This window comes from Bartonella sp. CL70QHWL (assembly GCF_042194855.1).
In the GTDB taxonomy this organism is placed as follows: Bacteria; Pseudomonadota; Alphaproteobacteria; order Rhizobiales; family Rhizobiaceae; genus Bartonella.
This window is the reverse complement of the sequence record NZ_JBHINJ010000017.1, coordinates 1-14,006: the sequence shown is the minus strand read 5'-3', so window position 1 is coordinate 14,006 and position 14,006 is coordinate 1. Positions and strand designations below refer to the sequence as shown.

The following is a 14,006-nucleotide window of genomic DNA, read 5'->3' as shown; positions in this document are numbered from 1 at the left end:
CCCTAACCGGTCTGTCAAAAGTCCGGCTTCTCTTCAGTATAATCTTTTCCAGCTGAGGATTCATATCACCATCCTAAAGAACCGTAATTCGAGGTATTGACAAATTTTACTCTGAATATCCTTGAATGCCTCACCACCTTAAGTTAAGCATTGCCGCCTTAATACCATTTTACGGTACAATAGGATCAGCAGCATAAGCATTTTTTGCTTTATGCTGCTGATCCTATTTGTCATTCCGGTTGTGAAATTAACTTTACCCTTATCGAGCAGGATAGGTCACGACACGGTAACGCGTTTCATTACGTTCAAAATTTTTGTAATTGACATTATTAGGAAAGGAGGGATTATAAGCACTCACGTGCTTTACAGAAACGCCTTGTGCTTTTTGCGACGGATTTAAAATTGTTCGTTCATCCCTTTTTTTTACACCTGTAGAATCGATAATCACATCTGTTCTGTATAGTTTTTGCATATTTTTCCGTGTTTTTTGAATCGCCGGAAGAGCTTTAAAGTCGGAAACAGCCTGTTTTACTTTTTCTTTTGGCGATTTTACCATGGCTTTTGATTTTACAGGCATCCTTTTAAAAGCAATGGTAGGAACATTGTTAACATTGACGTAACGTGCAGATGCCCAACCAACTTTTCCGTGATAACCAAGAGAACACCAAGTTTTATTGGATAGGCAGCCATAAATTTGCACTTTTGCTCCCATTGGAACCATTGCGATAACTTTATAAGCTGTCGCAGGACCTGTGCGTAAAGATACCTGACCTGATGCAACACGAGCAACTGTTCCTGTAATGGTTCCAGCTTCTGCGTGAAAAGCAGTCACAGCCACCTCTGACGCTCCCAAAGCCCATAAAATCATTGTTGTTGATAAAAATTTCTTTCTTAACATTATTTTTCTTCCTCTCTAAAACATGTGAAGGGCAAAATTTCGCCTTTACAAAAATTTGCCGCGTTTAAATCCAATGATCAGCAACCTTTATCCCCCCAAAGACCCCACAACATTGCAACAAAATCTCTCTTTATCGCCTACACGAACACGGCCTTTTGATCTTGATTGCGCAGTATGTTCTTCATGAATTTACGGCTAAAGCATCATCTGATTGTCCGGTTCTTCAACCAATCGTCCCTTAAAGAAGTTTTTTAAGTGTCATTGGTTCCCTCAACAAATGATTGCAATAGAAGAATTGATTGCCCGAATTTCAGAGCATTTCTGAGAATGAATGATGATCAGCCCTCAAAACAACTAAAATAGAAGGAAAAATAATACTCTTTAAAAAATAAAAGTGATTGAATATTCTCTAAAGCTTGTATAACTTTAAATCTCCCTAAAAAAATACAGAGCATATTGACACTTCCCTCAAAAAATCTCCTGGAAAAGAAAGTTAAAAGTACATGACATTAAAATTTTTTTCTCGTAGTCGGATTATAGGATTATTTCTCTCTCTCTTTGCTCTTTTTTTATCTACGGTCTTTGTCATGGCTACAGACAAATCAAAAATCAAACTTGGTATTATGGAAGGGCGGGATGCGATTATTTGGAAAACTGCTGCTGAACAGGCTAAAAAAGACGGTTTAGATATTGAACTCGTTTATTTTTCTGATTACGCTTTGCCTAATGACGCTGTTAACGCAGGAGAGATCGATGCGAATGCTTTTCAGCACGCCCCTTATCTTAATGAACAAATGAAACAACGTGGCTATAAACTTTCAATTGTCGGCTATACATTTATTGCTCCAATCGGTGTTTATTCACACAAAATAAAAGACTTAAAAGATCTTCGTGATGGTGCACATGTTGGTATTCCGAACGACCCATCTAATGGTGGAAGAGCCTTACTTCTTCTCAATTCTTTAGGTCTCATTAAATTAAAAGATCCTCATAATATTCTTGCATCTCCGCTTGATATTATCGAAAATCCTAAAAACCTGCAAATTCGTGAGCTCGATGCCGGTATGTTAGGGCGAGCTATTGACGATTTTGATCTTGCAATTATAAACACAAACTGGGCTATTGTTTCCGGATTAAACTTCGAAAAAGATGTAGTCGCATGGGAGAGCGCAAAAAATAATCCTTATGATAATATCATCGTTGTACGCACGAGCGAAAAAGATGAGCCATGGGTTAAAAAATTAGTTGCCGCTTACAATAACGATCTTATCCGTGCAAAAATCAAAGAGATTTTTGGCAAAACCGCCCAAACATCTTGGTAATTGTGCCAAATATCCGAGTAATTGTGCCAAATGTCCGAGTAATTGTGCCAAATGTCCGAGTAATTGTGAATGGAAAAACCTACTCTTATCTCCTTAAAAAACATCAGCCGTTGTTTTAACAAAACGGCTGGTATTCCGGTAATTAATAATCTCTCTTTAAATATCCATGCTGGTGAAATCCTTGGCATTATTGGGCGCAGTGGAGCAGGAAAATCAACACTTATCCGCTGTTTAAATGGGTTAGAGAAGATTGATGCAGGGTCCATTTTTTTTGAAGGTGTTGATATTTCCAATCTATCAGAGATAGAATGGGCGCCTTACCGTCAACGAATTGGGATGATTTTTCAACATTTCAATCTTCTCTCATCGCAAAATATTCTTGATAACATTGCATTGCCGCTTAAATTAAGTGGTGTAAGTAAAAAACAACGCCACAAACGTGCCCTTGAACTGATTGAATTGGTTGGGTTATCTGGGAAAGAATATTGCTATCCGGCACAATTGTCAGGGGGGCAAAAACAACGCGTTGGCATTGCTCGTGCGCTCGCTGCTAATCCTAAAATATTGTTATCAGATGAAGCTACCTCTGCTCTTGACCCTGAAACAACACAATCTATTCTAGAGCTCCTTGCTGATATTAATAAACACCTCAATCTCACGATTGTGCTCATCACCCATGAAATGGAAGTTGTGCGCACCATAGCGCATCGCGTTGTTGTTCTTAATCAGGGGAACATTGTAGAAGAAGGACGTGTGAAAGACATCTTTACATCACCGCAAGACGATACAACCATAGCCATGCTCAAGCTTGTCACCCCGCAACTTCCTGAAAAATTTGCGAAAAATCTCAAACCAATCGGACGAGAAGCTGTCATTGAAATTAATATTGCCGGTGAAATTGCCCAGCAGCCTTTTCTTCATCTTCTAGAAAATGAGAGTGGTTTAAAAGCACGTATTTTGCATGGTGGCATTGATACAGTTCAAGATGAAACCATCGGGAGACTCTTCTTGGCTCTTCCTGGAGAAGATAAAGAAGCTTTAGAAAAAGCTGTTCAATGGTTAACGAAAAAAGGACGATATTGTGAGGTCTTAGGCTATGTTTAATGTTCTGTCTCATGAACTTCCCCAAGCTGTTATTGATACAATATTGATGACACTTAGTGCTTCTTTTATGGCATTTATTATAGGGCTTCCCCTTGGTCTTCTTCTTCACACAACAGCACGCGGGGGGATTTTTTCCTCATCTCTCATCAATCGCCCTTTAAGCATGATCATTGACAGTATTCGTGCCATTCCCTTTATTATTCTTGCATTTTATCTTCTTCCCGTTACGCGTATCGTTGTAGGAAGAGGGATAGGAATGCCTGCTGTAATTTTTATACTGACCATTTCAGCTATCCCTTTTTATGCACGCATGGCGGAACTCTCTTTTAAAACCGTTGAAAACGGTCTTATTGAAGCGATCCGCTCTATGGGGGCAAGCCGTCTTCAAATTATCAGACATGTTCTTATTCCTGAAGCTCTCCCTAGCCTGATTACAGGTTTTACAGTCATGGTCATTTCTCTCATAGGAGCCACCTCACTTGCTGGATATCTTGGTGGAGGCGGTTTAGGGGATATGGCAATCCGCTATGGCTATCAACGCTATAATACCTTCATCATGACCATCGTCATCATCCTTTTGATCATGCTCAATATTATAACCCAATGGACTTCTGATAAAATCGTACAAAAACTTGATAAAACAAAACATTAAAAGACTTAGAATTTCACATGCCAATACCATCATCCTCTTTGCCACTTCCAAAGTGCTTCCCCCTTGCCTATCGAAAACGCTCATAAGAGATTAGGAACTTTTTTCTTAAACAGTTTTTATCTCTCCCCATCCGTTTGTAAAATGAAAGAAAATAGTTTTAATTGATTGAATATAAAAGGGGATAAAATAAGAGATCTCACAGTATGTGAGACTCTCTCTTAACATAAAAATGATAAATTATCATGTCAAATTAAGACATTGGTCACGACCTTTCCCAACCTTAGAGAACATATTGAACTTATATAGAATCAACCAAAACCTCTCGCTTGCACGTTACAAGCGGGAAGAGCTGGGTGAGTAAAAACTATATAAGAAAGGAAGGAAGGCATGCCTCTTATGAATTATCTCAAGCGCCAAGACCTGTCTTAACATTGGCGGTTAGCATATAATATGATGGTGTCGGCTTTCTTCTTTACAAAGCATAAAGAAAAGATAGGGGTGCTCAATGGCTTTATCATTATACCATTCACAGGCGCCATTGCGAAATGGGTGTAACAAGCGTTGAGAGATGTTTCTTTAAAATAAGCCCGTGAATTGGCAACGCAAGTATATTCCATTTGAAGCGTTCTGTTTTACGTGATGGGTATGATCCCATTAAAGAACGCTATAAACAAAAGCGTGAAGCAATGCACTATCTTCATTAAGAAACTCCTCTTCAAAACAATCTAGGAAAATAGCAACCTGCTATGGCTATCAACGCTATGATAGCTCCACTATATCTATCATCCTATAGATTATTCTCAATATTATCATTGAAGAAACTTCTAATAGAATTGTATAAAAATTTTATAAAATAAAGCACTCAAATAATCTAGATATTGGAAGGTTTTTCTTCCAAAATAGCAACAATAAGCCATTGAGCTGTAAGAGCTGGTTTTTTTAACTTTTCAATTTCCACCGTAACCCCATAATGGAAAACCACTCGACCAGAAGGGCGAATTTCTGCGTCGTCTAACACAAAACGCGCACGTATCCGTACCCCTGTTTTCACAGGACTCATGAAGCGTACTTTATCGAAACCATAATTAATCCCCATTGTGCTCCCTTCTAACTCTGGAAGCGCCTCATAAGCGAGCGTAGACAAAAGCGATAATGTTAAAAAACCATGAGCAATCGTGCCGCCAAAAGGTGTCTTTTTAGCCTTTTCCTCATCAACGTGTATCCATTGATGATCATCTGTAGCACATGCAAACTGATTAATCATATCCTGTGTAACAAGACGCCACTCCGATAATCCCATTTCTTTCCCAATAAAACTGGTGACATCTTGTACTGCTATTTTTTGCTGCATAACGCTATTCCTATTTTATTTGATAAAAGCAACCACCCCTCTTGCTTTTATAAAATCCATTGATTAGAGCATCAAGAATAAAAGATTAATTGTCTTAAAAACAAATGCACTTTATGAATGAGAAAAGTTCTTTAGCAGAATAGTTTTCAAATGGGAAAAAAGAATGGCAAGCAATGTGAACCTAACAGGTTTAGCGCATGATTTAAAACAACGTGCAGAAAAGCATCCTCCCATCCGTATTGGACTGATTGGTTGTGGTGAAATGGGCACAGATTTATTATCAAGTATTGCACATATGGATGGTATAACAGTCGCAGCTGTAGCCACTAGAACGCCGTCACGTATTTTTGATGCCGCTACACTAGCCTATGGCGAGGGTGGACATGTCTGTGAAGTTGAAAATACTTATGCTCTCACGCAAAGCATTGAAAAAAATTTGATTGCAGCAACAGATGATATTAACCTTGTTTTACGTCATGAACAAATTGATATTATCGTTGATGCAACAGGCTATCCCGAAGCAGGAGCAGAAATTGGTATCAAAGCGCTTGAGAATAACAAACATCTTGTCATGATGAATGTTGAAGCAGATGTTACAATTGGCGCTTATCTCAAACATGAAGCAGAAAAACGAGGGCTCATTTATACACTTGGTGCCGGCGATGAACCAACTGCTTGTATGGAACTCATAGAATTTGTTTCAGCCCTTGGACATAAGATTGTTGCAGCGGGTAAAGGAAAAAATAATCCTCTGCGCTTTGATGCTACACCTGACGCTTACGAAGAAGAAGCATACCGGCGTAATATGAATGTGCGCATGTTGGTCGAATTTATTGATGGTTCCAAAACGATGGTTGAAATGGCAGCCATTGCCAATGCCACCGGACTTCTCCCCGATTGCCCAGGAATGCATGGACCACGAGCAGCGCTACAAGATTTAAACAAAGTGCTTATTCCAAAACAAGATGGGGGTATTTTACAGCAATATGGTGTTGTAGATTATTCAATAGGTCCAGGTGTTTCACCTGGTGTCTTTGTCATTGCCGAAATAGCACACCCGCGTTTACGCGAACGTATGGAAGATTTAAAAATTGGTCAGGGGCCTTACTTCACCTTTCATCGCCCCTATCATTTAACAGCAATGGAAGTTCCCCTCACCTGCGCACGTATTATGCTTTATGGCAAAAAAGATATGGTTCCTCTTAGCCATCCCGTAGTAGAAGTCTGTGCTGTTGCTAAAAAAGATTTACATCCAGGTGATCAGCTAGACTTTATCGGTCTTTATACTTATCGTGCTTGGATAATGAACATTGCAGAAGCACGCGCTCACCACGCCATTCCTTGTGGTCTTTTGGAAAAAGCAACAGTAACAGCCGCAATTAAAAAAAACGAACTCATTACAGTACATAATACTGCTATTCGTGAAGATCAATGGATTGCACGTCTTCGTGCTAAACAAGACCTTTTACTTCATTGCCCTTCTTCCGCTAAGCTATAAACACTCCTAAATTACTTTACTTAACAGTATCCTTCCCTTACGCAACAGAACAACCCAGAATACACTTGTATCAAAAATTCAAGCTTCTGTTTTAATAAAAGCATTTTCCAACGACGCACATCACCACTTCGCTCTCACAATATGTCCCGTAAATGCGACAGTATAAACCACCCCATGAGATGGCATAAGGTTCATTGTGTATCACTATCTTTGCTCTATAAAGCTACAAACTGGCATCATCATTTTATTTGCCAATATTACAACAGCGCATAGCACTTGAGATGATTAATGAGAAGAATTTTTACTCTTTTTTTCTTTAATAATTTTGTCCATACACGAACACAACTTGTTATACGTAAAAAATACTTTTGATGGATTTAACATCAAACAAATTTGAAATGATAAATAATAATTTCTCATTTTTCTTATTGCATGAGAGCCATGAATACAGGGATATTTTTTATTTTATCCCCTTATGAAAGATAAAAAATTTAAAAAGGATAAAATATACCTTTGATGAATAATCTTCATATGAGAGAAGGTAGACAATATTAAAAGGCTGTTAGAGAGAGTGATTATACTAGCCTTATTACTAGGATAATAACCATAGACTATAAAAAATCAGGTTACACTACTTTGTAAAAAAATATAAATGTAAAACATTGAACTTTAATAATGTTAATAAAAGCTACATTTATTATTAAGAATAGTAATTTTATTATCAAATACAGTATAAATGATTTCAAGTATGTATTTTTTTCAACATAATGAAATGAACAAAAAAGTCATCGACTTTATCGATGATCTTTCTATTAAAGTGTAACGAATATTCCCCAAAGAGATAAAACAGCACCTAATACATCCCCAATACATAAAGAAGCAAGAAGTGATAAAATACCTACCCCCCCCAAAAAGCTGAACCTGAAAAGGCAGCAGCTTTTTCAGCTTTCCCCAAAGCAATACCATCTTGTTCCTCAACGCCTTGAATAACTGCTCTATTCACAGTTTTAATAGCTACATTTTTTTCTAATGTAGAAATAGTAATTGCCATTCTCTCTTGAAATTGATTTTTTAAAAAACTTGCATTTCCCGCTATAGTTTGTACAAAAAAAAGAATAAATAGTGTAAAAGTGAATGAACATACACGATTTTTAAATATTTTAAACATAGCTTTCTTTGCTCCTCTTTTTCTTCACTGAAAAAATGAAGTAATCTTCACATATATAAAAAACAAAACTTATATTTAATCATTTATATAATCAGACATAATAAAACATTATATGTAATTTTGTTATTACAATATAACACATTATGTATTACATGTAAATACACAAAAAACAATAAATGATAAAAACGATTTATTCCTTTTACATTATAATAACTTAAGATACTAACAGTAATATTTTGTCATTTTTTATTTCTATTCTTCAAAGTAATAATAATTTATAAAATTTCTCATTATAATAAATATTAAAAAACAAATTCATTTAAAAAGTTAAATAATAGAGATTTTATAAATAATTTAAAATGAAGTTTTAAAGAACTATATCATTTAAAACTGTCAATATAATGATAATACTTATATATTATTTAAATAAAAACAAAAATAGAATATTGTTAGTGAATCTTTTATTCTATAACTCATCAGTAATATTGAAACATAAAATTGGTAGCGAATAAAAACCTTGATCTAAAACAAGTTTATCCTAATAAATAAACCTTAAAATAGTGTACTCTTTTTCTATAAAACAGGTATAAATTATAAAAAGCAATTAAGATCTCTATTTTCAAATGGAAGAGACGTTAATAAAATGATTCTCAACTTTTACTGATATATAAAAAGAAAAAAATACTGCTAGCATCTTAAAAAAGGTAATTCAGCCCCCTTTATCCCATACAGCATAAAGAACACAAAATATTGACTTTCAAACCTAATAAAACAAACGCATGAAATAAGTAAATCTATCAGATTTACAAAAAAATTATAAGCAATACTAGAACACCAACAAACTACCTAAAACCAGATAAAAAGAGAGTCATGAAAAATGAGATGATCCCCAAAATACTGAAAAAACTTTCTTTCTTAATTTTCATAAAAGTTATTCCATATTTTTCGTCAATATTGTAAATCACAACCATATTTATATTTTAAGTAATTATATTTACTCTATATTAGTAACAAATAATTCTCTTTGAACGAAATTTTTAGCAATATTCACATAACTGTCTTCAATTTGTGCAAAATAAATAATAATAATAAAGAATTAATCAAATTCTTGAAAGAAAAGGAATAGAGAAACTTACTAAAAAATTGCATTTTTAAAATACCAACTTAAGTAAGCACATTGAAAAAATAACGCCATGAAAACTGATATTGAATGATAAATTCATCAACCGATCACTTTAATCGCAAAATATTAATCTATAATAATAATTTATTGTTTTGCATGTTGAATGAGAAAGCTGACGATTATAAAACTCTCTTAATTTTAACTCTGTTTATATTGAATCAATCAAATTTCTTCACTTGCAAATCACAAACGAGATCGGTGTGTGTGTAAACACACTTAAAGAAAGGAAAATATCACTTATGAGGTATTTTAACTAACAAGCGCTGTTAACACAGTATTGAAAACTAGCAAAGTGAATGATGATACCCATTTTTACTTTAAAAGTGTAAATATGGTGGAACACAATAGATTTTATATTATAAGGCTTTATCGTTATACTATTCACGGGCGCCGTTGCAAAATAGGCTTGGATACCTTGAGAAATGTTTCTTTAAAACAAAAGCGTCAATGTGCAACACAATGGCGTTCTGTTTATTATGTATCCAACGGTGTTTCTTACTGAATCATCTTATAAACTGCTCTATGAGATTACAAATTTATCTTACGTGAATTCTTCCCTTTATATTTATTTTTTCTCATGAACACTAAAATCTGTTAAGACACTATCCAAAGTAAAATCAATCAACAAATATTTCTATTCTTTTGTAATATACAGATAATTGAATAGAATTCCTGATTGCAACAAAAGTCTGTACTATTGTAATAATAGAAATACTTTGATCATCCTCGCTCTATAATAAAAAAAGAATATGTAATTTACAGAAAAAAATTACATTTTTAATAAATAATGAAAAATAATTTTTTCATTATTTATGTGAAGTATTTAATATGCATAAATATTTACTTATTAAAAAATGATAATATACATCAGAAATACTTACAAAAGACAACTATCTTGAGAAAGATTGCCTAATATTACAGAAAAGTTGCGTTGGCATTGCTCAATAAAAGCTTCTCTATTTTTAACAAAGCTCTCATTTTTATGCATCCATATGTGATGTAAAAAGACGCCTATTTGCGTTTCTCTTATAGATAGATTAAATAGTGACAGCACCTTCGATCACTTTGTCTATGTTAACTTCTCTTTTAGGCAATAATTTATGGTATCTAACAAGCCTTTTCTCGCTCTTTTACCTTTGGGCGCACACGAATATCACGGAGAGCACCTTCCTTTCGAAACCGACTGGATTATTGCTGAAGCTTTTGCAAAAGCCCTCACTTTACAAACAAAAGAGCAGTTTCATATCGCACTTTTACCGGTTGAAAAGATTGGCTATTCTATAGAACATATGGATGTTACAGGTACACAAACTCTTACCTTTTCCGATGCGATTAAGCGATGGATAAAGATTGGTGAAAACTGTTATCACAAAGGGATCAACCGTCTTCTTCTTCTCAATGCTCACGGAGGCAATTCACCTTTAATGAGCATCGTTATCACCGAATTACGAAGGCGCCTTTCCATGCTCGCTGTAGCAACAAGCTGGAGCCGTTTTGGTTTACCACAAGGTCTCATAGAGCCGTCTCAACAACATCTTGATATCCATGGAGGCTTTATCGAAACCTCTCTCATGCTCTATTTAGCACCAGAAAAAGTCCATATGGAAAAGGCAAAAAATTTTCATAATAAACAAGCGGATATGATTGCCAATTATCGATATTTACGTGCTTATGGTCCTCATGCCTTTGGTTGGACAATGCGAGATCTGAACACGCAAGGTGCGGCAGGAAACGCAAGCAAAGCAACACCACAAGCCGGTGAAGCAATCTTTTCTCATGTTCTGTCTCAGCTTCGTGATTTACTTGATGATATCAATCGATTTAACATAAACACATGGCAATAAAGAACAATAAAGGGTCTCTCCATGGAAACGACACACCCAAAAAAACTTCCCGTTACGGTTCTCACAGGCTATCTTGGTGCTGGAAAAACCACCCTTCTCAACCGCATTCTCAGTGAAAATCATGGCAAACGTTATGCCGTCATTGTCAATGAATTTGGTGAAATTGGTATTGATAATGACCTGATCATTGAATCAGACGAAGAAATTTATGAAATGAATAATGGCTGTGTTTGCTGCACCGTACGTGGTGATCTCATTCGCATTCTGGAAAGTCTGATGCAACGTTCTCATCGATTTGATGCGATCATTATAGAAACGACAGGGCTTGCTGATCCTGTTCCTGTAGCACAGACCTTTTTCATGGATGATACTATCCATGAAAAAACAGCTCTCGATAGTGTCATAGCGGTCGTTGATGCAAAGCATTTTCCCTCTCAACTGAAAACAAGTCGTGAAGCTGAAGATCAAATTGCCTTCGCGGATATTATTCTTTTAAATAAGATTGATCTTGTCACCCAACAAGAACGCAGCCATGCTGAATCCCTTATTCTGGCCATTAATCCCAGAGCCATAATTTACACAACAGAGCGCGTTAACATCCCTGTTGATAAACTCCTCGATCGTGGCTTCTTTGATCTCCAACGCACTTTAGATAATGATCCCCATTTTCTTGACCATCATCACGCAGACCATGTATGTGGTCCCGATTGTAATCATGATCATGACCATCATCACGCATCCCCCATTCATGATATTACCATCACTTCTATAAGTTTAAAAACAGATGCTCTGCAACCAGAAAAGTTTTTCCCTTGGATCCAGCAGGTTACACAGCAACAAGGACCTGATATATTGCGCCTTAAAGGCATTATCGCCTTTCAAGGAGACGATGATCGTTACGTCATTCAAGGAATACATATGCTTCTTGAGGGACAACATCAACGCCCATGGCGTGAAGATGAAAAACGAGAAAGTCGCCTTGTTTTTATAGGACGCTCTCTTGATGCTGAAAAATTAAAAACTGGTTTTGAAAATTGCGCATAAGTGAGTGATAATGCCAAACATTACCCATTATGATCTCAAAAGTTACTGCCTTTCCTGCGGTTTTATAGGCAATAAACCAGCCTTTGTTTCCGTAGAAGGTTTCATTGTTTTTTTTAATCCAGCCCCACAAATCGTTGAAGTTCACCAAGGAATAATTTCAAGCCATTTTTCCCATGACAATACCGCGATCATCACCGGTGGAGAAGATGGAAAAGTCTGTCAAACAACCGCAGCAGATCACACGGAAGTGTTAAGCCAAAAAGAACGCAAATGGATAAACAACGTTGCTTTTGGTCCACAAAAAGCTTTTGCTTTTTCCTCCTCACGTCTCGCATTTGCGCATGTTGGAAAAGAACAACAAGAGCTCACACATGAACGTAGTGTAGAAGGACTCGCTTTTGCCCCAAAGGGTTTACGACTTGCCGTTGCCCATTACAATGGCATCACTCTTCATTGGTTATCAACGCAAATATCTCCCACCACATTGGTATGGAAAGGAGCTCATTGTGGCGTCACCTTTTCACCAGACAACCGCTATGTCATTTCCACGATGCAAGAAAACGCCTTACACGGTTGGCGTCTCACTGATAATCAACATTTACGGATGAGTGGCTACCCAAGCAAAGTCAAAAGCTGGTCTTGGAGCGCAAAAGGAAAATGGCTAGCAACATCAGGTGCCTCTGCCGCAATTGTTTGGCCCTTTCATACAAAAGACGGCCCCATGGGAAAAACACCTCTAGAACTAGGCACACGAGCAAATGCGCTTGTTAGCACCGTTTCATGCCACCCAAACAAAGAAATTGTAGCAATAGGCTTCAATGATGGAATGATTTTAGCGGCACATTTTCATGATGGAAAAGAAGTCCTTCTAAAAGGTTATGGGAAAAGCGCTATCTCAGCACTTAACTGGGATCAAGCAGGGCAAAACCTCTCCTTCGGTAGCGAAAATGGTGAATGTGGTATAATCAAGATCACTGATTAAATTAAGCACCCAAAAGCGCAATCATCGCCGATAAAGAATGCCCACACAATCCTCCAGAAATCTTATCCCCTTGCATCTCTAGAGCTCTCAGAAATCCTATCTCCCTAATCTCCCCCCCAAAGTCTCCTAAAATCTTCGTAATCATTAAATCTTCCCTTTTCCTTTCCTTCCCCCCTTTAGACAAGAAAATACCTTAGACATGTTTTTTGACCTTTTAACATTGCTACCCCCATACAAGAATAAAAACATCACCCCTAAGACCGAAAACCCCACTCCCTATCAACATCTATATAGGCTACATACTTCCACAAAAGCATTTTTCTTAAAAATTCGGCAAAAAATAGCTGATATCATCATTAAAACAACGATTTATTCCTACGATCAGAAGAATGGAATTCAACACTATTTTCCTAAATAAAATTTTTTTGATTTCCCTCTCTAAAGAGCAAGGTTGCCTACTAGCAGCCTTCTAAACTGCAGTTTTTTTCCTAGAAAATTCCATCTAATAATCATTTCATAGAGTTTCTATCACCGTCTTCTGTTCCGGTATCTCCTTCATCTCCAGATTTTGTCCCCACTCCTTCTGCCCCTGTTGAACCTGCACGTCCTTCTGTACCAATTGTTCCAGAGGACTCTTCTGCTGTGCAACCTATGCCTGCACCGTTTGTTCCAGTTGAAGATTCTACTGATGAGGTTCGTCCATCTGAGCCCTCTATTCCGGTATCTCCTTCATCTCCAGATTCTGTCCCCACTCCTTCTACCCCTGTTGAACCTGTACGTCCTTCTGTACCAACTGTTCCAGAGGACCCTTCTGCTGTGCAACCTATGCTGCACCGTTTGTTCCAGTTGAAGATTCTACTGATGAGGTTCGGCCATCTGAGCCCTCTGTTCCGGAGGACACTTCATCTCCAGATTCTGTTCCTCCTCCTTCTGCCCCTGTTGAACCAAAGCCTTCTGGGT

At 36.9% G+C, this 14,006-nt stretch carries 13 protein-coding genes and 1 pseudogene; 9 read left to right on the top strand and 5 right to left on the bottom strand.

Translation table 11 applies throughout. The features are described 5' to 3' along the window. Window positions 1-259: 259 nt before the first annotated feature. Window positions 260-898 carry an SH3 domain-containing protein gene (locus tag ACFIJZ_RS07795; protein WP_273791469.1) on the bottom strand — a complete coding sequence of 213 codons (639 nt, stop codon included), beginning with the start codon at window positions 896-898 and terminating at the stop codon, window positions 260-262. A 503-nt stretch (window positions 899-1,401) separates the two neighbouring features. Between ACFIJZ_RS07795 and ACFIJZ_RS07790 the strand changes: the two genes are divergently transcribed. From ACFIJZ_RS07790 to ACFIJZ_RS07775, 4 genes and pseudogenes are all read left to right on the top strand, one after another. After that, window positions 1,402-2,220, top strand: a complete 819-nt coding sequence (locus tag ACFIJZ_RS07790; RefSeq protein WP_273791470.1) for a MetQ/NlpA family ABC transporter substrate-binding protein — start codon at window positions 1,402-1,404, stop codon at window positions 2,218-2,220. 69 nt (window positions 2,221-2,289) lie between these two features. Further along, entirely contained in the window at window positions 2,290-3,324 is a 1,035-nt protein-coding gene (locus ACFIJZ_RS07785) for a methionine ABC transporter ATP-binding protein (protein WP_273791471.1), read from the top strand. Next, on the top strand, window positions 3,317-3,976 hold the full coding sequence (locus ACFIJZ_RS07780) for a methionine ABC transporter permease (RefSeq protein ID WP_015856780.1): 660 nt from the start codon (window positions 3,317-3,319) through the stop codon (window positions 3,974-3,976). The genes ACFIJZ_RS07785 and ACFIJZ_RS07780 overlap by 8 nt, the downstream gene beginning before the upstream one ends. Before the next feature lie 545 nt (window positions 3,977-4,521). Beyond that, window positions 4,522-4,677 (top strand): annotated as a pseudogene (locus ACFIJZ_RS07775) (integrase); the annotation flags it as partial. A 170-nt stretch (window positions 4,678-4,847) separates the two neighbouring features. Here the strand turns inward: ACFIJZ_RS07775 and ACFIJZ_RS07770 are convergent. After that, window positions 4,848-5,327 (bottom strand): MaoC family dehydratase, encoded by a 480-nt coding sequence (locus ACFIJZ_RS07770; protein WP_273791472.1) that lies wholly within the window; start codon window positions 5,325-5,327, stop codon window positions 4,848-4,850. 163 nt (window positions 5,328-5,490) lie between these two features. Here ACFIJZ_RS07770 and ACFIJZ_RS07765 point away from each other — a divergent pair, with 163 nt between their 5' ends. Continuing rightward, window positions 5,491-6,825 (top strand): NAD(P)H-dependent oxidoreductase, encoded by a 1,335-nt coding sequence (locus ACFIJZ_RS07765; protein WP_375631493.1) that lies wholly within the window; start codon window positions 5,491-5,493, stop codon window positions 6,823-6,825. An 898-nt stretch (window positions 6,826-7,723) separates the two neighbouring features. Here ACFIJZ_RS07765 and ACFIJZ_RS07760 read toward each other — a convergent pair. After that, complete coding sequence (locus ACFIJZ_RS07760; RefSeq protein WP_375631492.1) at window positions 7,724-7,993, bottom strand: hypothetical protein; 270 nt, start codon at window positions 7,991-7,993, stop codon at window positions 7,724-7,726. A gap of 1,514 nt (window positions 7,994-9,507) precedes the next feature. Here ACFIJZ_RS07760 and ACFIJZ_RS07755 point away from each other — a divergent pair. From ACFIJZ_RS07755 to ACFIJZ_RS07740, 4 genes are all read left to right on the top strand, one after another. Then, a complete protein-coding gene (locus ACFIJZ_RS07755) occupies window positions 9,508-9,678 on the top strand; it encodes a hypothetical protein (protein ID WP_375631490.1) in 171 nt (56 codons plus the stop codon). 598 nt (window positions 9,679-10,276) lie between these two features. Beyond that, on the top strand, window positions 10,277-11,020 hold the full coding sequence (locus ACFIJZ_RS07750; protein WP_273791688.1) for a creatininase family protein: 744 nt from the start codon (window positions 10,277-10,279) through the stop codon (window positions 11,018-11,020). A 21-nt stretch (window positions 11,021-11,041) separates the two neighbouring features. Then, window positions 11,042-12,064, top strand: a complete 1,023-nt coding sequence (locus ACFIJZ_RS07745) for a CobW family GTP-binding protein (protein WP_375631489.1) — start codon at window positions 11,042-11,044, stop codon at window positions 12,062-12,064. 10 nt (window positions 12,065-12,074) lie between these two features. Continuing rightward, window positions 12,075-13,046: a WD40 repeat domain-containing protein gene (locus ACFIJZ_RS07740; protein WP_375631488.1), complete on the top strand. Its 972-nt coding sequence runs from the start codon at window positions 12,075-12,077 to the stop codon at window positions 13,044-13,046. A gap of 1 nt (window position 13,047) precedes the next feature. Here the strand turns inward: ACFIJZ_RS07740 and ACFIJZ_RS07735 are convergent, their stop codons facing one another. Next, window positions 13,048-13,191, bottom strand: a complete 144-nt coding sequence (locus ACFIJZ_RS07735) for a hypothetical protein (protein WP_375623872.1) — start codon at window positions 13,189-13,191, stop codon at window positions 13,048-13,050. A gap of 364 nt (window positions 13,192-13,555) precedes the next feature. Next, window positions 13,556-13,798: a hypothetical protein gene (locus tag ACFIJZ_RS07730; RefSeq protein ID WP_375631487.1), complete on the bottom strand. Its 243-nt coding sequence runs from the start codon at window positions 13,796-13,798 to the stop codon at window positions 13,556-13,558. Window positions 13,799-14,006 lie beyond the last annotated feature (208 nt).